At 69.9% G+C, this 20,150-nt stretch carries 15 protein-coding genes; 8 read left to right on the plus strand and 7 right to left on the minus strand.

The window, feature by feature from the left end; genetic code table 11:
* Nucleotides 1–2 precede the first annotated feature (2 nt).
* Nucleotides 3–1,592, plus strand: a complete 1,590-nt coding sequence (locus AZSP09_RS10160; protein ID WP_130459887.1) for a gamma-glutamyltransferase family protein — start codon at nt 3–5, stop codon at nt 1,590–1,592.
* Between the two features lie 34 nt (nt 1,593–1,626).
* Nucleotides 1,627–2,598 carry a bile acid:sodium symporter family protein gene (locus AZSP09_RS10165; protein WP_152089951.1) on the plus strand — a complete coding sequence of 324 codons (972 nt, stop codon included), beginning with the start codon at nt 1,627–1,629 and terminating at the stop codon, nt 2,596–2,598.
* Here AZSP09_RS10165 and AZSP09_RS20605 read toward each other — a convergent pair.
* Complete coding sequence (locus AZSP09_RS20605; RefSeq protein WP_152089952.1) at nt 2,591–3,133, minus strand: hypothetical protein; 543 nt, start codon at nt 3,131–3,133, stop codon at nt 2,591–2,593. The genes AZSP09_RS10165 and AZSP09_RS20605 overlap by 8 nt on opposite strands.
* 141 nt (nt 3,134–3,274) lie before the next feature.
* Here AZSP09_RS20605 and AZSP09_RS10175 point away from each other — a divergent pair, with 141 nt between their 5' ends.
* Nucleotides 3,275–4,684 carry an aminotransferase-like domain-containing protein gene (locus tag AZSP09_RS10175; RefSeq protein WP_014235535.1) on the plus strand — a complete coding sequence of 470 codons (1,410 nt, stop codon included), beginning with the start codon at nt 3,275–3,277 and terminating at the stop codon, nt 4,682–4,684.
* A 58-nt stretch (nt 4,685–4,742) separates the two neighbouring features.
* On the opposite strand, the gene AZSP09_RS10180 is transcribed toward AZSP09_RS10175, so the two are convergent.
* Nucleotides 4,743–6,179, minus strand: coding sequence for a carbonic anhydrase (locus tag AZSP09_RS10180; RefSeq protein WP_152089953.1), 1,437 nt, complete (start codon nt 6,177–6,179; stop codon nt 4,743–4,745).
* A 329-nt stretch (nt 6,180–6,508) separates the two neighbouring features.
* On the opposite strand from AZSP09_RS10180, the gene thiC reads away from it, so the two are divergent.
* Complete coding sequence (thiC, locus tag AZSP09_RS10185) at nt 6,509–8,425, plus strand: phosphomethylpyrimidine synthase ThiC (RefSeq protein ID WP_152089954.1); 1,917 nt, start codon at nt 6,509–6,511, stop codon at nt 8,423–8,425.
* 50 nt (nt 8,426–8,475) lie between these two features.
* On the opposite strand, the gene AZSP09_RS10190 is transcribed toward thiC, so the two are convergent.
* The gene (locus tag AZSP09_RS10190; protein WP_014235538.1) at nt 8,476–9,534 is read right to left on the minus strand and encodes an AI-2E family transporter; all 1,059 of its coding nucleotides are present in this window, start codon (nt 9,532–9,534) and stop codon (nt 8,476–8,478) included.
* Between the two features lie 213 nt (nt 9,535–9,747).
* On the opposite strand from AZSP09_RS10190, the gene AZSP09_RS10195 reads away from it, so the two are divergent.
* Nucleotides 9,748–12,168, plus strand: a complete 2,421-nt coding sequence (locus AZSP09_RS10195) for a phosphoketolase family protein (RefSeq protein ID WP_152089955.1) — start codon at nt 9,748–9,750, stop codon at nt 12,166–12,168.
* Between the two features lie 11 nt (nt 12,169–12,179).
* Complete coding sequence (locus AZSP09_RS10200; protein ID WP_197739092.1) at nt 12,180–12,440, plus strand: YkgJ family cysteine cluster protein; 261 nt, start codon at nt 12,180–12,182, stop codon at nt 12,438–12,440.
* Between the two features lie 6 nt (nt 12,441–12,446).
* Here AZSP09_RS10200 and AZSP09_RS10205 read toward each other — a convergent pair whose 3' ends face one another.
* Complete coding sequence (locus AZSP09_RS10205; protein WP_152089957.1) at nt 12,447–13,361, minus strand: LysR family transcriptional regulator; 915 nt, start codon at nt 13,359–13,361, stop codon at nt 12,447–12,449.
* Nucleotides 13,362–13,483: 122 nt separating this feature from the next.
* Between AZSP09_RS10205 and AZSP09_RS10210 the strand changes: the two genes are divergently transcribed.
* Nucleotides 13,484–14,587 carry an NADH:flavin oxidoreductase/NADH oxidase gene (locus AZSP09_RS10210; RefSeq protein WP_152089958.1) on the plus strand — a complete coding sequence of 368 codons (1,104 nt, stop codon included), beginning with the start codon at nt 13,484–13,486 and terminating at the stop codon, nt 14,585–14,587.
* 145 nt (nt 14,588–14,732) lie between these two features.
* Here AZSP09_RS10210 and AZSP09_RS10215 read toward each other — a convergent pair whose 3' ends face one another.
* Both AZSP09_RS10215 and AZSP09_RS10220 read right to left on the minus strand, forming a co-directional pair.
* Complete coding sequence (locus AZSP09_RS10215; RefSeq protein ID WP_232058781.1) at nt 14,733–16,586, minus strand: methyl-accepting chemotaxis protein; 1,854 nt, start codon at nt 16,584–16,586, stop codon at nt 14,733–14,735.
* Nucleotides 16,587–16,874: 288 nt separating this feature from the next.
* Complete coding sequence (locus tag AZSP09_RS10220; RefSeq protein ID WP_152089959.1) at nt 16,875–18,023, minus strand: trans-sulfuration enzyme family protein; 1,149 nt, start codon at nt 18,021–18,023, stop codon at nt 16,875–16,877.
* Between the two features lie 142 nt (nt 18,024–18,165).
* Here AZSP09_RS10220 and AZSP09_RS10225 point away from each other — a divergent pair, with 142 nt between their 5' ends.
* Entirely contained in the window at nt 18,166–19,278 is a 1,113-nt protein-coding gene (locus AZSP09_RS10225) for an ABC transporter substrate-binding protein (protein WP_014235545.1), read from the plus strand.
* Nucleotides 19,279–19,290: 12 nt separating this feature from the next.
* On the opposite strand, the gene AZSP09_RS10230 is transcribed toward AZSP09_RS10225, so the two are convergent.
* Nucleotides 19,291–20,127: a DMT family transporter gene (locus AZSP09_RS10230; protein WP_152089960.1), complete on the minus strand. Its 837-nt coding sequence runs from the start codon at nt 20,125–20,127 to the stop codon at nt 19,291–19,293.
* Between the last annotated feature and the right edge of the window lie 23 nt (nt 20,128–20,150).

Here is a 20,150-nt window from a genome sequence, read left to right on the forward strand (position 1 = left end):
CCATGAATCCCGTACTCGGAACCCGCGGCGCCGTCGTCGCCTCCCATTCCCTGGCCGCCCAGGCCGGGCTCGACATCCTGCGCGAAGGCGGCAACGCCATCGAGGCCACCATCGCCGTGGCCGCCACCCTGGCCGTGGTCTATCCCCACATGACCGGCATCGGCGGCGACGGCTTCTGGCTGCTGCACGCCCCCGGCCAGCCGGTGCGCTCCATCGACGCCTGCGGCGCCGCCGGCGCCCAGGTCACCCCGGAGCTCTACGGCAACCTGGAAAGCATTCCTTGGCGCGGCCCCCTGGCCGCCAACACGGTGGCCGGCACCGTCTCCGGCTGGGCCGCCGCCCACGCCCACAGCCGGGCGGCCTGGGGCGGACGCCTGCCCCTCTCCCGCCTGCTGGAAAGCGCCATCCACTATGCCCGCCACGGCTTCCCCGTGACCCGCAGCCAGCAGGACAACACCCGGGCCAAGCTGGCGGAACTGCGGCAGCAGCCGGGCTTTGCCGCCGCCTTTCTCAACCACGGCCAACTGCCGGTGTACGGCCAGCAGCACCGTTTCCCCCGCCTGGCGGAGACCCTGGAGCAGCTGGGCCGGGCCGGGGCGGAGGACTTCTACCGGGGTGACCTGGCCGGCGTCATCGCCCGGGACCTGGCCCGGGTGGGCAGCCCCGTCAGCGGCGCCGACCTGGCCGCCCACCGGGCCTCCCTGCAGGACCCGCTGGCAGTGAAGCTCTCCGTCGGCACCGTGTACAACCAGGCGCCACCGACCCAGGGCGTGGCCTCCCTGCTCATCCTCGCCATCTACGACCGCATCCGCCGGGAGGGCTGGAATCCCGACAACGCGGAGGGCATCCACGCCCTGGTGGAGGCCACCAAGCAGGCCTTCCTGCAGCGGGACCGCCACGTGGGCGACCCGGGCTCGATGCAGATAGATCCCCGGGAGTTGCTGGCAGACGGATTGGTGGAACGCCTGGCCGCCGCCATTCCCCTGGAACAGGCCAGCCCCTGGCCGGCCCCCATGTCGGATGGCGACACCACCTGGATGGGCGCCATCGACGGCGCCGGCCGGGCGGTGAGCATGATCCAGAGCATCTACTTCGAATTCGGCAGCGGCGTGGTGCTGCCCGAGAGCGGCATCTGGTGGCAGAACCGGGGCTGCTCCTTCGACCTGCGCCCGGGCCGGCTGCGCACCCTGGCCCCGGGCCGCAAGCCCTTCCACACCCTCAATCCGGCCCTGGCCCAGCTGGACGACGGCCGCCTGCTGGTCTACGGCACCATGGGCGGCGAGGGCCAGCCCCAGACCCAGGCCGCCGTCTTCTCCCGCTACGTCTGGGGCGGCCACAACGTGCGTTCCGCCGTGGCGGCGCCGCGCTGGCTGCTGGGCCGCACCTGGGCCGAGCAGAGCACCACCCTGAAACTGGAATCCCGCTACGACCCGGCCCTGGTGGAACGACTGCGGGCCATGGGGCATCCGGTGGAAATGGCCGGCGACTTCGACGAACGCATGGGCCACGCCGGCGCCCTGGTGCTGCACCCGGAGGGCTGGATCGAGGGCGGCGAGGACCCCCGCAGCGACGGCTGCGTGGCGGCCTGGTAAGGCGCCACGGACATTTCCCCAGGGAGACAACACGATGGGATTCAAATTCGACTGGTTCATGAAGGGCATGCTGGGGGCGGTGCTGCTGGCCTTCCTCTGGCCCGAGCCCGGCGCCAAGGGCGGCTTCCTGCAGCCGGAGCTGCTCAACAAGCTGGGGGTGGCCCTGGTCTTCTACCTCAACGGCCTGGCCCTGTCCCTGGCCTCGATGAAGGACGGGGCCCTGCGCTGGCGGGTGCACCTGCTGGTCCAGTGCAGCACCTTCCTCCTCTTCCCCCTGCTCGGCGTCGCCCTGCTCTGGGGCAGCGCCGGCTGGATGGCGGCGCCGCTGCAGATCGGCTTCTTCTACCTGTGCGCCCTGCCTTCCACCGTCTCCTCCTCGGTGGCCCTGACCATCGCCGCCCGGGGCAATGTGGCGGCGGCGGTGTTCAACGCCACCCTCTCCAGCCTCATCGGCGTGCTGCTGACGCCCCTGTGGATGGCCTGGGTGCTGCACCAGAGCGGCGGCAATTTCGCCGTCGGCCCGGTGATCGTGGACCTGCTGCTGTGGGTGGTGCTGCCCCTGGTCCTGGGCCAGTTCAGCCGCCCCTTGCTGAAGGATTGGGCCAGCAGGCACAAGGGACTGCTGCAGAAGGTGGACCGCATCACCATCCTACTGCTGGTCTACACCTCCTTCGCCGACACGGTGAAGGAAGGGGTGTGGTCCCGCTACAACCCCCTGCTGCTGCAGACGGTGGCCGGCTGCGCCCTGCTCTTCCTCCTCGTGCTGGCCCTCACCCAGTGGGGCGCCCGGCTGCTCGGCATGCCCCGGGGAGACCGCATCGCCAGCGTCTTCTGCGGCTCGAAGAAGACCCTGGCTTCGGGCGTGCCCATGGCCCACCTGATCTTCGGCGCCAATCCGGCCATCGGCCTCATCCTGCTGCCGATCATGATCTACCACCCGCTGCAGCTGCTGGCCGGCGGCATGCTGGCCCAGCGCTGGAGCAGTGCCGAGGCGGCCCCTAGCTAGCCCGGCGCACCTGCCAGGCGGGGCGGCCACCGGCCATCAGGTCGGCGGCGCCCAGGCGGTACTCGGCCCCGTCCGCCGCCAGCACGGCCAGGGGACGGGAGGGCGACGTCCCCTCCAGCAGGGACTGGAAGGCCACCCCGGCGGGAGCCGGCCAGTGGCCCAGCAGCACCTGGCTGCGGGCATCGTAGAGGCTGAGGCCGGCCACATCCAGCACCCACAGGCGCTCCGCGGCCCCATCCAGGCCCAGGGCGCGGATGCTGCGCCGGGGGCCCGGCGCCAGGGTGGCCACCGGCACCGGCAGGTCGCCCCGCAGGCGGAACACCCGCACCTGGCCGTTGCGCTGGTCCGCCAGGTAGAGCAGGCCAGCCTCCCGCCACTCCACCCGGCTCATGCCCGGCATCGTCTCCACCGTACCGGCACCGCCCGCCCCGATGCCGGCCCCCAGCAGCAGGGCGGCGGCGGCAATGGCCAGGGCACAGCCCACCAGCAGCAGGGGAAGGGGCAGACGGGGATGGAGGTGCTCGTGACAGGCCATGGCGGGCTCCTTGGGCCAAGCGACAATGGGAGACCTGACAATAGCGAACACTTTTTCCCATCGGAATATACAATCAGCCCATCCGACCGCGACACTGTTCCGGTGAAAACACCGGGCCAATCCCGTCCCAGGAGCGAACAGATGCTGAACCTCTCCCTCAATCCCGATTCCCCCCAGCCCCTGGTGGACCAGATCGTCGCCGGCGTCCGCGCCCGCATCGAGGACCGGCTGCTGCGCCCCGGCATGCGCCTGCCGCCCATCCGCCACTTCGCCGACAACCACGGCGTCAGCCGCTTCACCGTGGTGGAGGCCTACGACCGGCTGGTGGCCCAGGGCCTGCTCAAGTCCCGCCGCGGTTCCGGCTTCTATGTCGAGGCCCGCAGCCTGCCCCAGGCCGCGGCGGAGCCGGTGGCCGGCCAGGTGGCCCGGGCCTTCGACAACGCCGGGGTGCTGCACCAGAGCCTGGAGGATTCGCCCAACCGGCTCAAGGTGGGCGTCGGCTGGCTGCCGCCGGAATGGCACGACCAGGAAGGGGTGCGGCGCCAGCTGCGGGCCCTGGCCCGGCGCGACGAGGTCAAGCTGACCTGCTACGGCACGCCCCTGGGCTTCGCCCCCCTGCGGGAACAGGTGCGGCTCAAGCTGGCGGACCTGGGCATCGCCGCCCAGCCCGGCCAGATCATGCTCAGCCACGGTGCCACCCAGGGCCTGGACCTGCTCATCCGCCTGCTGCTCAAGCCCGGCGACTGCGTCTTCGTGGACGACCCGGGCTACTGGAACCTGTTCGCCAACCTGCGCCTGCACGGGGTGCAGCTGGTGGGCGTGCCCTGGGGCCAGGACGGCCCCGATCCCCAGGCCCTGGAATCCCTGCTGGCGGAACACCGGCCCCGGGCCTTCTTCACCCATTCGGTGCTGCAGAATCCCACCGCCTGCAATCTCTCGCCGGCCAACGCCTTCCGCATCCTGCAGCTGGCGGAAAAGCACGATTTCCTGCTGGTGGAGGACGACACCTACGGCGACTTCCACCCCGGCGGCGCCACCCGCCTGTCCACCCTGGACCAGCTGCAGCGGGTGGTCTACGTCGGCAGTTTCTCCAAGACCCTCTCGGCCAACCTGCGGGTGGGCTTCGTCGCCGGCCGGCCGGACCTGATGGCGGCCCTCACCGACGTCAAGATCGTCAGTTGCGTCTCCACCTCGGAAGTGGCGGAACAGCTGGTCTACGAAATGCTCACCGCCGGCCACTACCGCAAGTACCTGGAGCGCATCCACGGCCGCCTGCGGGAAGCGGCGGACAAGACCCTGCGCCTGCTGGAACGGGTGGGCATGGAGGCCTACGCCGAACCGGCCGGCGGCATGTTCGTCTGGGCCCGGGCGCCTGGTCTGGAGGACGCGGCGCGGCTGGCCACCCAGGCCGCGGCGGCGGACATCATGCTGGCCCCGGGCCACATCTTCCGGCCCCAGCTGCAGGCCTCGCCCTGGATCCGCTTCAACGTGGGCTACACCCAGGACCCGCGCCTGGAACGCTTCCTCGGCGAGACCCTGGGCCGGGGCTGAAACGACGCCGGGCGCCCTCAGGCGCCCGGCGGTCAAACATCCATGAAGAAACCGGCGCCTAGCGCGATTCCTTGATCAGGCGGCCGTTGGAGGGCTGCACCGGGCGGGCGTTGTTGCGGTAGAGGCGGGAGAAGATGGCGATCTGCTGGGCCGAAACCTGCACCGGCTGCTGCATCACCAGCCACAGCACGCCTTCGCTGCAGGGCGGCGTGGTGAGGGAACCCATGTAGGTGTAGTAGCCGCGCTTTTCCGGCAGCAGCTGGTTGAGATCCACCGCCGCGTCGGGCGGCAGCACTTCCTGGTTCTTCTCCAGGGGAATGTAGTTCCACAGGGTCTGGATCACCGGGTGTTCCTGGGCGCCCTTCTCCAGCAGCACCGCCACCACCGCCAGCTGGTTGTCGTCGGAGCGGTGCACCATGTGGGCCACCATGTCGAAGGCCTTGCCGTTCACCCGCTCTTCCGAGGGCCGGTGGAAGTGCACCTGGACCAGGTCGTAGGTCTTGCCCAGATGGGTCAGGCTGCCGTGGCCGAAGGAGGCTTGAAGGGTGTGGCCGTTGTCCACCAGGCGGAAGCGGGTGGGCCGGTAGGAAAACTCGATGGGCGGCAGATCGACGCGGATGCCGTCCCAGATGTCGATGGGCGACTGGCGCCGGCCCTTGTCGCAGGTGGCGAAATCGGGCTTGAGGCGGCCCCAGAAGTCCGGCCCGCCTTCCCCTTCGTAGGACCAGTGGATGGCGTGGTGCTGCTCGACCCCCTCCAGCCCCTCCGGCTTGGCAGCGGGGCGGGGCTTGGCTGCCCGGGGTGCCGCCGCCGTGTAGGGCGCCGGACGCGGGGCGTAGGCCGGGGCTGCCTGGGGCTTCTGGATTTCCATGTGCTCCAGGCTCTTCACCGGGGTCGGCGCCTGGGTGGATTCCCGTTGCACCGCCTTCTTCACCATCTCCTCGTTGGCCTTCTTCAGCTCCTCGGCCGCCACATTGGCCTTAGCCACGGTGGCCTGGGTCAGCTTGCGCATGTCCGCCGCCGTGGTGGGCCGGCAGATGTCACGCAGCAGCTTGTCGTCCAGGGTGTTGGCGCGCACCGGCATGTCGGTGGCCACCTTGATTTCCTCTTCCCGCAGCAGCTCGCCGTTGGCCTTCACATAGACCCGCTTCATGGTGGCGTAGGTGCGGTTGCTGCAGTCGTAGCGGCCCAGGGCCTCGATGCTGCGGTAGGTGCTGGCGCTCTGGGCGTCGGGCAGGTCCTTCTCCAGGACGATGCGGCCCCAGGCCGAGACCTTGCCCGACTCGTCCCGCTTGATGCTGGCCCGGTCCACCTCGATGCGCTTGCCGGGCTCGGTAGAGATGGCCTGCCAGGTGCGGCCGTCGTCGCCCACCTTGGTCGGCGCCGCACTCGGAGCGGCCTGCAACAGGCCGGCCGCCAGCAGCAGGGCCGTGGTCAGCACTCCCCGGGTCAGGGAGGCGGGGGCGGAAATGGGATCTGTCTCGAGGGCGGGCATGGCGCGTCTCTCTGCTCGTTATTTTGGGCTAACGCTACTCTCACGGAAAACAAAAGAGAAACTTTAGGCCCGGCTCGGCTTTTCTTGCATTTTCCCAGGCTTTCCAGTAACTTGCGCCCGTACCTTGGGGGTGCCTGAAAGCCTTGGAAACACTGGCTTCCGGCTGAGAAATACCCTTATGACCTGTACGGGTAATGCCGTCGTAGGGAAAGCGTCGCCGGGCCGCCTTCGCGCCCTCCCCCGCCCCTCCTTGCACCTTTGCCTGACCGGGTCCGTCCCGCCGGCCTCCTGGCCGCGCTACCGCACCCCCTCCCCAGCAAGGAGACACCATGAACGCCAACGACAAATTCATTGCCACCGCCGCCCATGTGGACGAAGCGGCGGTCCAGCCCCTGCCCAATTCCCGCAAGATCTACGTGGAAGGCTCCCGCCCCGACATCCGGGTGCCCATGCGGGAAATCTCCCAGGACGACACGCCCACCGGCTTCGGCGGCGAGAAAAATCCGCCCATCTACGTCTACGACTGCTCCGGCCCCTACACCGACCCCAACGCCAAAATCGACATCCGTTCCGGCCTGCCGGCCCTGCGCCAGCAGTGGATCGAGGAGCGGGGCGACACCGAGGTGCTGCCCGACCTGACCAGCGAATACGGTCGCCAGCGGGCCGCCGATCCGGCCCTGGACGAACTGCGTTTCCCCGGTCTGCACCGCAAGCCCCGCCGCGCCAAGGCCGGCGCCAACGTCAGCCAGATGCACTACGCCCGCAAAGGCATCATCACCCCGGAAATGGAATACGTGGCCATCCGGGAAAACCTGAACCGCCAGCAGTACCTGGAAAACCTGCGCAACACCGGCCCCATGGGCGAGAAGATGGTCAAGCTGCTGGGCCGCCAGCACAAGGGCCAGGACTTCGGCGCCGCCATTCCCTCCGAGATCACCCCGGAATTCGTGCGTTCCGAAGTGGCCCGGGGCCGCGCCATCATCCCCAACAACATCAACCACCCGGAAAGCGAGCCCATGATCATCGGCCGCAACTTCCTGGTGAAAATCAACGCCAATATCGGCAACTCCGCCCTGGGCTCTTCTATTTCCGAGGAAGTGGACAAGATGACCTGGTCCACCCGCTGGGGCGGCGACACGGTGATGGACCTGTCCACCGGCAAGAACATCCACGAAACCCGGGAATGGATCATCCGCAACAGCCCCGTGCCCATCGGCACCGTGCCCATCTACCAGGCCCTGGAGAAGGTGAATGGCAAGGCCGAGGAGCTGACCTGGGAAATCTTCCGCGACACCCTGATCGAGCAGGCCGAGCAGGGCGTGGACTACTTCACCATCCACGCCGGCGTGCTGCTGCGCTACATCCCCATGACCGCCAACCGCATGACCGGCATCGTCTCCCGCGGCGGCTCCATCATGGCCAAGTGGTGCCTGGCCCATCACAAGGAAAGCTTCCTCTACACCCATTTCGAGGACATCTGCGAAATCATGAAGGCCTACGACGTGGCCTTCAGTCTCGGTGACGGCCTGCGTCCCGGCTCCATCTACGATGCCAACGACGAGGCCCAGCTGGGCGAGCTGGAAACCCTGGGCGAACTCACCGACATCGCCTGGAAGCACGACGTGCAGACCATCATCGAAGGTCCCGGCCATGTGCCCATGCACATGATCAAGGAGAACATGGACCTGCAACTGAAGCACTGCAAGGAAGCCCCCTTCTACACCCTGGGCCCCCTGACCACCGACATCGCCCCCGGCTACGACCACATCACCAGCGGCATCGGCGCCGCCATGATCGGCTGGTACGGCACCGCCATGCTCTGCTACGTCACGCCCAAGGAACACCTGGGCCTGCCGGACAAGAACGACGTCAAGGAAGGCATCATCACCTACAAGCTGGCCGCCCACGCCGCCGACCTGGCCAAGGGGCACCCGGGCGCCCAGATCCGGGACAACGCCCTGTCCAAGGCCCGCTACGAGTTCCGCTGGGACGACCAGTTCAACCTGGGCCTGGACCCGGACAAGGCCAAGTCCTTCCACGACGAGACCCTGCCCAAGGAATCGGCCAAGGTGGCCCACTTCTGCTCCATGTGCGGCCCCCACTTCTGCTCCATGAAGATCACCCAGGACGTGCGCGACTTCGCCGCCCAGCAGGGTATCGGCGAAGCCGAGGCCCTGGAGAAGGGCATGGAGACCAAGGCAGTGGAATTCGTGAAGAGCGGCGCCGAGCTGTACCGCAAGGTCTGAGGCCGCGGCGGCAACTCACCCGGAAACGGCGGCCATCAGGCCGCCGTTTTTCATTCCCGGGGCATGCCTTCCGCCAGGCCGGCGGTCCATTCGGTCATCAGCCGGTAGCCCACCGCCAGCAGGGTGGGGCCGAGGAAGACGCCGATGAAGCCGAAGGCGAGAACGCCGCCGAGGACCCCCAGCAGCACCAGGATGAAGGGCAGGCTGGCGCCGCGGCTGATGATGAGGGGCTTGAGCACGTTGTCCACGGTGCTGACGACGAAGAAGCCCCAGGCGGCAACGAAAATGGCCCAGCCCAGCTCCCCCTGCTGGAACAGCCAGAAGGCGGCCGGCCCCCAGATCAGGGGCGGACCCACGGGCACGGCGGAAAGGAAGAAGGTGGCCAGGCCCAGCAGCAGGGCGCCGGGCACCCCGGCCACGGCGAAGCCGATGCCGGCCAGGACACCCTGGGCCAGGGCGGTGCCGATGATGCCGTACACCACGCCGCCCACGGTGCCGTGGGCCAGGTGCAGCAGGCGCCGCCCCCGGGCCCCGGCCAGGCGCTCCAGCACGGCGGTGAGATGGGCGGTGACGGCCTCGCCGTCGCGGAAAAGGAAGAAGACGATCAGCACCGACAGCATGAGGTGGAAGACCCCCATGCCGATGGCCCGGCTGCCGTTCAGCACCAGGCCCTTGGCCGGCTCCACCAGCTGGCCCAGTTCCGCCACCAGGCGCTGGCCGTTGTGGGCGAAGCCCTGCCAGTAGGCATGCAGGCGTTCGCCGACGAAAGGGATGTCCTGCAGCCACTGGGGCGCATCGGGCAGGCCGCCCTCCAGCAGGGTGCGGGTGGCGGCGGCCAGTTCGGCCACGTTGCTGCCCAGGCCCACCGCCACCACGATGAAGGGCGCCACCAGCACCAGGGCGGTAGCCAGGGTGGTGAGCAGGGCCGAGGTGTTGCGCCAGCCCGGCAGGCGCTGGTCCACCCAGTGGAACACCGGCCACACCGTGGTGGCCAGGATCGCCGCCCAGAGCACGGCGGAAAGGAAGGGGCGCAGCACCAGGAAGCAACCAACGATGAGGAAACCCAGGGCGGCAAAACCGAGGATGCGGTCAGAACGGAAGGGCTGCATGGACAGGATTTCCAGGAAAGCGTGGTCGAAACGGTGGTCGAAGCGGTGCTCGAGACGAAAAAACGCAGTGCCGGGCCGCACCGCATCCGACGGCTATGCTAACAAATCGGCATGACGATTACCCGCCTTCCCCGCCCGGCGGACCGCGCCCGGCAAGGCCCGGACTGTAAGCCGGGGCGCCAATGGCCTACCATGGCGCCATTGCCCTTGCTCATGTCCGCCATGCCTGCCTCCGCCGCCCCCACCCCGCCCCGCGCCACCGTCGCCATCGACGACGCCGAACTGCAGCAGCTGGATGCCTTCTGGCGCGCCGCCAACTATCTGGCCGGGGCCATGATCTACCTGCAGGACAACCCCCTGCTGCGCCAGCCCCTGGCGCCGGAGCACATCAAGCAGCGACCCCTCGGCCACTGGGGCGCCAGCCCCGGCCTGGCCTTCGCCTACGCCCACCTGACCCGGCTGATCCGCCACCACGACCTGGACGCCATCTTCCTCGCCGGCCCGGGCCACGGCGCCCCCGGCATCCTGGGCCCGGCCTGGCTCGAAGGCAGCCTGGGCGACCGCCAGCCGCAACGGGGCTGGGGTCTGGCCGGCCTGACCCGCTTCTGCCGCGACTTCTCCTTCCCCGGCGGCCTGGGCAGCCACTGCACGCCGGAAGTGCCGGGCTCCATCCACGAAGGGGGCGAGCTGGGCTACAGCCTCTCCCACGCCTTCGGCGCCGCCTTCGACAACCCGGAGCTGCTGGTGACGGTGATGGTGGGCGACGGCGAGGCCGAGACCGGCCCCCTGGCCACCGCCTGGCACTCCAACAAGTTCCTCAACCCGGCCCGGGACGGGGCGGTGCTGCCCATCCTGCACCTCAACGGCTACAAGATCGCCAACCCCACCATCCTGGCCCGCATCCCCCGGGAGGAACTGCTGGCCCTGTTTACCGGCTACGGCTGGGCCCCGAAAATCGTCGAGGGCCATGAGCCGGCGGCCATGCACCGGGCCATGGCGGCGGCCATGGACGAATGCCTGGCGGAGATCCAGGCCATTCAGCAGGCGGCCCGCAGCGGCAAGGGGCCGGTACAACGACCCCGCTGGCCCATGATCGTGCTCGTCTCGCCCAAGGGCTGGACCGGGCCCAGGCAGGCCGACGGCCATCAGGTGGAAGGCACCTGGCGGGCCCACCAGGTGCCCCTGGCCGATCCGCGCAACAACGAAGAAAACCGCCGCCTGCTGCAGGAATGGCTGCAGTCCTACCGGCCGCAGGAACTGTTCACCGAGGACGGCGAACCGGCGCCCCTGCTGCAGGACTTCGCCCCCCGGGGCCGCCGTCGCCTGGGCGCCAATCCCCACGCCAACGGCGGCCTGCTGCGCCTGCCCCTGGACCGGCCCGACTGGCGCCAACAGGCGGTCACCTTCGCCGCCCCGGGCAGCCGCCGCCACAGCAACACCGATCCCCTGGGCCGCCACCTGGGGCAGATCATGCAAAAGAACCCCAGCAATTTCCGCCTCTTCGGCCCGGACGAAACCGCCTCCAACAAGCTCGGCGCCGTCTTCGAAGTCACCGGCAAGGCCTGGCTGGCGGAATCCCGCCCCGAGGACGCGGACGGCGGCCATCTCGCTGCCGACGGCCGGGTCATGGAAATGCTCTCGGAACACACCCTGGAAGGCTGGCTCGAAGGCTATCTGCTGACCGGCCGCTACGGCCTCCTCTCCACCTACGAAGCCTTCGCCCACATCATCGACTCCATGTTCAACCAGCACGCCAAGTGGCTGGAGATGTGCCGGGACGTGCCCTGGCGGGCGCCGGTGGGAGCCCTCAACCTGCTCATCACCTCCACCGTGTGGCGCCAGGACCACAACGGCTTCACCCACCAGGACCCGGGCTTCCTCGACCTGGTGGTGAACAAGAGCCCGGCAGTGACCCGCATCTACCTGCCGCCGGACGCCAACTGCCTGCTGGCGGTGGCCGACCGCTGCCTGGGGGAAACCGACGTCATCAACGTCATCGTCGCCGACAAGCAGGCCCACCTGCAGTACCTGGACGCGGAAGCCGCCGCCCTGCACTGCGCCCGGGGCATCGGCCTGTGGGACTGGGCCAGCAGCGATGACGAGGCGGGCACCGAGCCGGAGGTGGTGTTGGCCAGCTGCGGCGATGTGGCCACCCAGGAGGCCCTGGCGGCGGCGGAACTGCTCTACCGCCACTTCCCCGACCTCAAGCTGCGCTTCGTGAACGTGGTGGACCTGTTCACCCTGACGCCGCCGGAGGAGCACCCCCACGGCATCAGCGAGCGGGACTGGACCGGCCTGTTCACCGCCGACAAACCCATCATCTTCAACTTCCACGGCTACCCCTGGCTGATCCACCGCCTCGCCTACCGCCGCCCCAACCACGCCAATCTGCATGTGCGCGGCTACAAGGAGCGGGGCAGCATCTGCACCCCCCTGGAACTGGCCATGGACAACCAGATCGACCGCTACTCCCTGGCCATCGACGTCATCGACCGGGTACCGCGCCTGGCCGTGGCCGGCGCCCACGTCAAGCAGGCCCTGGAACAGAAGCAGCAGCAATGCCGGGCCCATGCCCACCGCCACGGGGTGGACCCGGAGGAGATCAACACCTGGACCTGGGGCGGCCAGCCGTGAGCGAGACAGTCCTGGAATGCCGCCCGGGCTGCGGCGCCTGCTGCATCGCCCCTTCCATCTCCTCCCCCATTCCCGGCATGCCCCAAGGCAAGCCGGCGGGAGTGCGCTGCATCCAGCTGCTGGAAGACAATCGCTGCGCCATCTTCGGCCGCCCGGAGCGGCCCGCCGTCTGCGGCGGCCTGCAACCCTCGCCGGAAATGTGCGGCGCCAGCCAGGGCGAAGCCCTGGCCTGGCTTACGCGGCTGGAGCAGGCCACCCACCCGGGCGCCTGACGGCCCTCAGGGCTCCTCGGGGAAGCACTCCCGGTCGGCGAAGAATTCCACCAGCCGGTCGAACACCAGGCGGATGCGGGCCGCCACCGGGCCCCGCTGGGGCCGATAGACGTAGAGATTCCACGGGTCCGGCTCCAGCTGCGGCAGCACCCGCCGCAGCTCGCCGCTGCGCAGCAGGGGAATGGTGAGCAGACTCACCACCTGGCCGAAGCCCAGGCCGGCCCGCACCGCGGCGAACTCGGCCAGGGTCTCGTCGGTGGCGAAGGCCCAGGTCTGGGGCAGCCACTCCTCCCCGTCCTTGAGGAACCAGGGCCAGGGCTTGCCCGTGGCCGGGTCCATCACCACCGTCACCGGCCGCTGCTGCAGGTCCGCCAGGCTGCGGGGCTCGCCCATGGCATCAAGCAGGGCCGGGCTGGCCACGGTGTGGAAATGCACCTTGGCCACGGCCCGGGCGACGAAGCGGCTGTCCCGCAGAAAGCCCACCCGCACGCCGATGTCGATCTGCTCGTCCACCACGTCCGCCGGCCGGTCCGAGAGGCGCAGGTCCAGGCGCAGGCCGGGGAATTCGCGGCCCAGCTCGGCCAGCAGGGGCATGACGAAATGCTGGCCCAGGGCCTTGGGCGCGGTGAGGCGCACCAGGCCGGCGAGCTCGTTGTCCGGCAGGGGGCTGGCGCGCTGGAACAGGGCATCGACGCCCTGCACGGCGCCGCGGGCCTCCGCCGCCAGACGGGCGCCAAAGTCGGTGATGCGGTTGGCCCGGGTGTTGCGGTGAAAGAGCAGCTCCCCCAGGTGTTCCTCCAGCTCCTGCACCGCCCGGGTCACGGCCTGGGGTGAGACGTGCAGGCGCAGGGCTGCCTCCTTGAAGCTCTTGGCTTCGGCGGCGGCGACGAAGAGGCGCAGCATTTCCAGGCGGTTGAGCATGACGGGAGCCCCGCTTTCGGTTCCGATATTTGGAATTGTGAAATCAAAACACTTTCATTTATTGGATTCAAGTCCTGGCGGATACTGCTCGGCGTACACCCCATTTCCCCGGAGGACTCTCCATGACCAGCCAACTGTTCACCCCCTACGCCCTGGGCGGCCTGACCCTGCCCAACCGCATCGTCATCGCCCCCATGTGCCAGTACTCCGCCGCCAACGGCGTGGTCGGCGACTGGCACCTGATGCACCTGGGCAACCTCTCCCACAGCGGTGCCGGCCTGCTCATCGCCGAAGCCACCGCCGTCAGCCCGGAAGGCCGCATCTCCGACCGCTGCCCGGGCCTGTGGGACGACGCCACGGAAAGCGGCTGGGCCCGGGTCATGGCCGGCATCCGCCAGTATTCGGCCATGCCCATCGGCATCCAGCTGGCCCACGCCGGGCGCAAGGGCGGTTGCGCCGCGCCCTGGCTAGGCGGCAAGCAACTGCCCCTGAGCGAAGGCGGCTGGTTCAACGTGGCCCCCTCGGCCATTCCCTTCGATCCCAGCGATGCGGCGCCCCAGGCCCTGGACGCGGCCGGCATCAAGCGCCTGGTGCAGGCCTTCGCCGACGCCGCCCGCCGCGCCGACCGCATCGGTTTCGACGCAGTGGAACTGCACGCCGCCCACGGCTACCTGATGCACGAATTCCTCTCCCCCCTGACCAACCGGCGCAGCGACGAGTACGGCGGCAGCCTGGCCAACCGGCTGCGCTTCGTGCTCGAAGTGTTCGACGTCGTGCGCGCCGTGTGGCCCCGCCACAAGGCCCTGGGCATGCGGGTCTCGGCCACGGACTGGGTGGACGGCGGGTGGACGCCGGAAGAGACGGTGGAGCTGGCCAAGGAGCTGAAGGCCCGGGGCGCCGATTTCATCCACGTCTCCAGCGGCGGCCTTTCCCTGGAACAGAAGATTCCCGTGGGCCCCGGCTACCAGCTGCCCTTCGCCCGCCAGGTGAAGGAAGCCAGCGGCCTGCCCACCATCGGCGTCGGCCTCATCACCGAAGCCAAGCAGGCCGAGGCCGTGGTCACCGAAGGCGATGCGGACCTGGTGGCCGTGGCCCGGGCCATGCTCTACGACCCGCGCTGGCCCTGGCATGCCGCCGCCGAGCTGGGCGCCCAGGTGCAGGCGCCGCCCCAGTTCTGGCGCGGTGCGCCGCGAGGGGCCGAAGGGGTGTTCTCGCCCCTGCCCTGAGGCAGCGGCAAGGCGGGCGGCAGTAAAGCCGCCATGAAAAAAGGGGACGCCTGGCGTCCCCTTTTTTGTCGATACCAAGCACCTGGCCTGGGATCAAGCAGGCGCGAGCATCTCCGGCATGGCGACCCGGAGAAGTCCGTCCCACCTAGGCCCTGGCGCTGCCCGCTCCGTCCTCCCGACCCACCCGGAAGAAGTGCATCAGGCGCTGCAGTTCCTCGGCCTGGGCACCCATTTCCTCGGCGGTGGCGGCCAGCTCTTCGGAGGCGGCAGCATTCTGCTGGGTGGCCTGGTTCAGCTGGCCCATGGCGCTGTTGATCTGGGCGATGCCGTGGGACTGCTCCTCCGAGGCGGCGGCGATTTCCCGCACCAGATCGGAAGTGCGGCCGATGGCCGGGACGATGCGCCCCAGCAGTTCGCCGGCGTGCTCCGCCTGGTGCACGGTCTGGGCGGCGACGGTGCCGATCTCCCCGGCCGCCACCTGGCTGCGCTCGGCCAGCTTGCGCACTTCCGCCGCCACCACGGCGAAGCCCTTGCCGTGTTCCCCGGCCCGGGCCGCCTCGATGGCGGCGTTGAGGGCCAGCAGATTGGTCTGGTAGGCGATGTCGTCGATGATGCCCACCTTGCCGGCGATCTGCTGCATGGCCGCCACGCTCTCGGCCACGGCGGCACCGCCGGCCACCGCTTCCTTGGCGGCGGTGCCGGCCATGCTCTCGGTGTTGCGGGCGCTCTCCGTGTTGTTGGCGACGGAGGCGGTGGACTGCTCCAGGGTGGCGGAAATCTCCTCCACCGAGGCCGCCTGCTGGCTGGAGGACTGGGACAGGCTCTGGGCCGTGGCCGAGACCTCCTCGGAGGCGGAGGAAAGGTTGTCGGCGGCGCCCCGCACCTGGCGGATGATGTCCCCCAGGCGCCGCACCATGCGCTCCATGGATTGCAGCAGACGGCCGATCTCGTCGTCCCGCTCGGCCCGCAGATGCACCGTCAGGTCGCCCTCGGCCAGGGCGTCGGCGGCCCGCACCGCCTGCCGGATCGGGCCCAGCACCACCCGGCGCAAAACGAAGGTAAGCAGGGCCAGCAGGGCCACGGTGATGGCCAGGCCGCCCAGCAGCACCGGCAGGGCGGCGCGGCGGGCGGCCCCATCCACTTCCGCCTGGCTGTAGACCACCGCCACCTTGAAGCCCCAGGCCGGGAAGGGCCGGAAGATGGCTTCCCAGTTGTGGCTGGCGCCGGCCTCGCCGGCGGCCTCCTGCAGCCGGGCCGGGATGGATTCGGGGCTGACGCCGTCGGAATGGAGGAAGGGCTTGCCCTGGCCGTCCAGCAGGACGACGAAGCCGGAGCCGAAGGAGACGGACTTGCCGATCAGTTCCTTGAGCCCCGCCAGATCGGCCTTGAAGCCCACGTACCAGGCGCCCACCACCTTGCCGCCGGCGTCCACGATGGGCTCGTAGCCCGTCAGGTAGGGCGCACCGAGGATGTCCACCTGGCCGTAGAAGGCCTCGCCCCGGGCCAGGGCGGCGTAGGCCTTGCCCTGGGGATTGAGCAGGGTGCCCACGGCCCGCTGGCCCTCCGGCGTCTTGACGTTGGTGGCGATGCGCACGAAGTCCTGGCCCTGGCGCGCGAAGAGGGTGGCGGTGCCGCCGGCGATGCCGCTGACGCTGTCCACCAGGGCCGTCTCCAGGGCCTGGGGGCGGCCGCCGAAGCGCAGGTTGAGGGGATGCTGGCCGCCCACGGCGACAGCCTCGCCCAGGCTCACCGGCCCCAGCTGGGCGCTCTTTTCCCGGAACAGCTTCATGGCGCTGTGGGTCTGTTCCCCCATCAGGCTGTCGCTCATCTGCAACAGCTGGATGACGCCGGCGGCGGTGGCTTCCGAACGCAGGCGCACGTCGGCCTTCAGGCGCCGGGATTCGTTGGCCGACAGGGCCAGGGAACCGACGATGAGGGCGACGACCAGGGGGGCGAAACCGAAGAGGGCGAAACGGGCTTGGAGTCCCAGTCCTTTCATCTTGCATCCTTATGGGGGCAGGTTGGCACGGAGCGTCCGCTGCGGCCGGATGGGCCGGCAACGGCGCGAACGCAACCGTAGCAACAAGCGGGCCGCAATCCCAGTCGGAGTTTCCACAGGAGGCGGGCGCCGGCAAGGCCCGGGAACAGGCGGTGCCAGGAAGAAAAGGGAACGCCGCCCGGCGGCGTTTTTGGGGACATTTTGTCCGCCCGCCGGCATGCTTTGGGGGCCGGGGCGGACATTCTGTCCCGCCGCCGCCCTCGGGCGGCGCACGGGACAGGAGCGGACTCAGACCCCGGCCAGGGCCTGCTCCAGGTCGGCGATGAGGTCCGCCGTGCTTTCGATGCCGATGGACAGGCGCAGCAGGTCGTCGGGACAGAAGGTGCCCGGCCCCTCGACGCTGGCCCGGTGCTCCACCAGACTTTCCACCGAACCGAGGGAGGTGGCCCGCTGGAACACCTGCAGACGGGCCGCCACGGTCTTGGCCGCCGCCTCGCCGCCGGCGATGCGCAGGGAGAGCATGGCGCCGAAGCCGCCCTGCATCTGCCGCGCCGCCACCGCGTGGCCGGGATGGGAAGGCAGGCCCGGGTACAGCACCCGGGCCACCTTGGCGTTGCCGTGGAAATGGCTGGCGATGGCGGCGGCGGAAGCGGCGGCGGTGCGCACCCGGGGGAACAGGGTACGCATGCCCCGGGCCAGCAGCCAGGCCTCGAAGGGGCCGAGCACGGCGCCGCCGAGAGCGCGCACGGTCTTGATGCGCTGCCAGAAGTCGTCCACGGCCTTAGTCACCAGGGCCCCGGCCACCACGTCGGAATGGCCGTTGAGATATTTGGTGGCCGAGTGCATGACGAGGTCGGCGCCCAGTTCCAGGGGCCGGGTAAACACCGGCGTCGGCACCGTGGAATCCACCACCAGACGGGCGCCGGCAACGTGGGCCGCCTTGGCGGCAGCGGCGATGTCGGTGATTTCCCAGGTGGGATTGGCCGGCGTTTCCAGCCACACCAGGTCCGCCGGGCGCTGCAGCAGGGCCGCCAGTTCGGCGTCGTCGGCGAAGAAGTCCAGGGTCAGCTGCCAGTTGGCGGCAAACTGGATCATCCAGTTGCGCAGGGCCCAGTACATGGCCCGGGGCGCCACCACCCGGGCCCCGGGCTTGAGGGCCTGCAACACGGCGGAAGCGGCAGCCATGCCGGAAGCGAAGAGGGCTGCGGCGGCGCCGCCTTCCAGCTCCTTCAACAAGGCTTCGGGCCCGTCGTAGGCCGGGCTGCCGTCCCGGGAATAGACCCGGCCGCCGGGGTAGCTGCCGTCGCCGGCCCGCTCGAAGGTGGTGGCCAGATGCAGGGGCGGCACGATGTCTCGATAGGGCGAGTCCACCGGGACGGCGCCGCGGGCGGCCTGGGTTTCGGGAGCAAGGCTGGGGACGGCGGGCGACTGGGACATGGCGGCGGCTTCGGCAACGGGGGCCCACAGCTTAGCGCCAAAGCCCCTGGCGGGGCCACCGCCCTGACCGCGGAAATCCCGTATTTACAGGGCATAGCCCCCTGCCGAGAATCCGCCTCTTTGCCGCCCAGCCGTTCCGACCATGCGCCTTCTCCGCCTGCTGCCCCTGTTCGCCCTGCTGACCGCGCCCCTGGCCGCCCAGGCCAAGGACATCGTGATCGCCCAGATCGCCCCCCTGAGCGGCCCCCAGGCCGTCACCGGCAAGGCCATCGCCGCCGGCGCCCGGCTCTACATCAACCACATCAACGCCCAGGGCGGCATCAACGGCAGCCCCATCCGCCTGGTGCGCAAGGACGACGGCCAGAAGCCGGAGGAAACCCTGCGCCTGGTGAAGGAAAGCCTGAAGGAGGAGGAGCCGCCCGTGGCCTTCCTCGGCACCGTGGGCACCAACAACGTGGAAGCCCTGGTGAAGGACGGCATCCTGGCCCGCAGCAACGTGCCCCTGGTGGGGGCCGTGTCCGGCGCCTCCAGCGTGATCGGCGCCCCCGGCGTGTTCGTGGTCAAGGCCGGTTACCGGGACGAGGTGGAACGCCTCTTCGCCCATCTTTCCCAACTCGGCCAGAAGCAGGTGGGGCTGGTCTTCCAGGACGACGCCCTGGGCGCGGACGTGATCGCCGGGGCCGAGGTGGCCGCCGCCCGCAACGGCATCAGCCTGGTGGCCCAGGCCGGCTACGAGCGCAACACCACCAAGGTGGAAGCCGCCGTCAATGCGGTGCTCAAGGCCAATCCCCAGGCGGTGTTCCTCGGCGCCACCACCGCCGCCGCCATCGAGTTCGTGCGCCAGTACCGGCAGAAGGGCGGCCTGGCCACCCTCTACGGCCTTTCCATCATCGACACCCAGCAGCTGCTGGACAAGCTGGGCCCCGGCCTGGCCCGGGGCTACGCCTTCTCCGTGGTGGTGCCCCTGGAACAGCAGAACACCCTGTCCCTCAACCGGGAATACAGCCGCCTCAAGGCCGCCGCCAACGACCCGGAACTGTCGGCCCGCTCCATGGAAGGCTTCATCGCTGCCAAGGTGCTGGTGAGCGCCCTGCGCCAGGGCGGCGGCAACGGCCCGGCCGTGCTCAAGGCCCTCCAGGCCATGCGCAAGGTGGATCTGGGGGGCTATGCCATCGACTTCAGCCAGCGCAACCGCCCCGGCTCCACCCGGGTGGACTTCGCCATGATCGGCGAGGGCGGTCGGGTCTTCCAGTAAGCCCGGGGCAGCTCAGCCAGCCCGGGCCCGGATCACCAGGGCGATGCCGCCGAGGATGGCGACAGAAGCCAGGATCAGGCGCAGGCTGACAGCCTCGCCCAGAAACAGGGTGCCGCCGACGGCGGTCAGCAGGGGCACGCTCAACTGCACCGTGGCCGCCGTGGTGGCCTGCAGGCCCCGCAGGGCCGCATACCAGAGGGCGTAGCCGAGGCCGGAGGCAATGCCGCCGGAAAGCACTGCGTAGAGCACGCCCCCGGCATTGAAATTGACGCCCGGCAGGGCCAGGAGCCCCAGTCCCAGGGCCAGGGGCACCGCCCGCAGGAAGTTGCCCGCCGTCACCGCCGTGGCATCCCCCGCGCCCCGGCCGCGGATGGAATAGACGCCCCAGGCCACCCCGGCCCCCAGCATCAGCAGGGCCCCGGCCAGGGGCGGCGCCGACAGCCCCGGCAGCAGCAATCCCACCAGTCCTCCCAGGGCCAGGAGCAGCCCCAGGCGCTGGCGCGGCGAGAGCCGTTCCCCCCGCCACAGGCCGTAGCCGATCATGGTCACCTGCACCGCCCCGAACAGCAGCAGGGCGCCGGTACCGGCTGCCAGGGAAACGTAGGCAAAGGAAAAGCCCGCCGCATAGGCAAACAGGGCCAGGGCCGAGCCCCAGCTACCGGGCAGGCCGGAGAAGCCCCGCAGGCGGATGATGGTCCACAGCACCAGGGCGCCGCTGCCCAGGCGCACCAGGGTGAAGGAGGCGGGGTCCATGCCGCCCTGCTGGAGGGCCAGGCGGCAGAGCAGGGAATTGCCGGCAAAGGCCAGCATGGCCACCAGGGTCAGCAGCACCACCTGTTTGCGGGACATGGGCGGAAGCGGAAGTCGGAGAA

The organism is Azospira sp. I09 (assembly GCF_009177135.1).
Lineage (GTDB): Bacteria > Pseudomonadota > Gammaproteobacteria > Burkholderiales > Rhodocyclaceae > Azospira > Azospira oryzae.

Coding starts and splice junctions, on each gene's coding strand:
- AZSP09_RS10175 (WP_014235535.1), top strand. CDS start 3,275: ATGCTGAACCTCTCCCTCAATCCCGATTCCCCCCAGCCCCTGGTGGAC.
- thiC (WP_152089954.1), top strand. CDS start 6,509: ATGAACGCCAACGACAAATTCATTGCCACCGCCGCCCATGTGGACGAA.
- AZSP09_RS10180 (WP_152089953.1), bottom strand. CDS start 6,179: ATGCCCGCCCTCGAGACAGATCCCATTTCCGCCCCCGCCTCCCTGACC.
- AZSP09_RS10160 (WP_130459887.1), top strand. CDS start 3: ATGAATCCCGTACTCGGAACCCGCGGCGCCGTCGTCGCCTCCCATTCC.
- AZSP09_RS10190 (WP_014235538.1), bottom strand. CDS start 9,534: ATGCAGCCCTTCCGTTCTGACCGCATCCTCGGTTTTGCCGCCCTGGGT.
- AZSP09_RS20605 (WP_152089952.1), bottom strand. CDS start 3,133: ATGGCCTGTCACGAGCACCTCCATCCCCGTCTGCCCCTTCCCCTGCTG.
- AZSP09_RS10205 (WP_152089957.1), bottom strand. CDS start 13,361: ATGCTCAACCGCCTGGAAATGCTGCGCCTCTTCGTCGCCGCCGCCGAA.
- AZSP09_RS10225 (WP_014235545.1), top strand. CDS start 18,166: ATGCGCCTTCTCCGCCTGCTGCCCCTGTTCGCCCTGCTGACCGCGCCC.
- AZSP09_RS10165 (WP_152089951.1), top strand. CDS start 1,627: ATGGGATTCAAATTCGACTGGTTCATGAAGGGCATGCTGGGGGCGGTG.
- AZSP09_RS10230 (WP_152089960.1), bottom strand. CDS start 20,127: ATGTCCCGCAAACAGGTGGTGCTGCTGACCCTGGTGGCCATGCTGGCC.
- AZSP09_RS10210 (WP_152089958.1), top strand. CDS start 13,484: ATGACCAGCCAACTGTTCACCCCCTACGCCCTGGGCGGCCTGACCCTG.
- AZSP09_RS10195 (WP_152089955.1), top strand. CDS start 9,748: ATGTCCGCCATGCCTGCCTCCGCCGCCCCCACCCCGCCCCGCGCCACC.
- AZSP09_RS10215 (WP_232058781.1), bottom strand. CDS start 16,586: ATGAAAGGACTGGGACTCCAAGCCCGTTTCGCCCTCTTCGGTTTCGCC.
- AZSP09_RS10220 (WP_152089959.1), bottom strand. CDS start 18,023: ATGTCCCAGTCGCCCGCCGTCCCCAGCCTTGCTCCCGAAACCCAGGCC.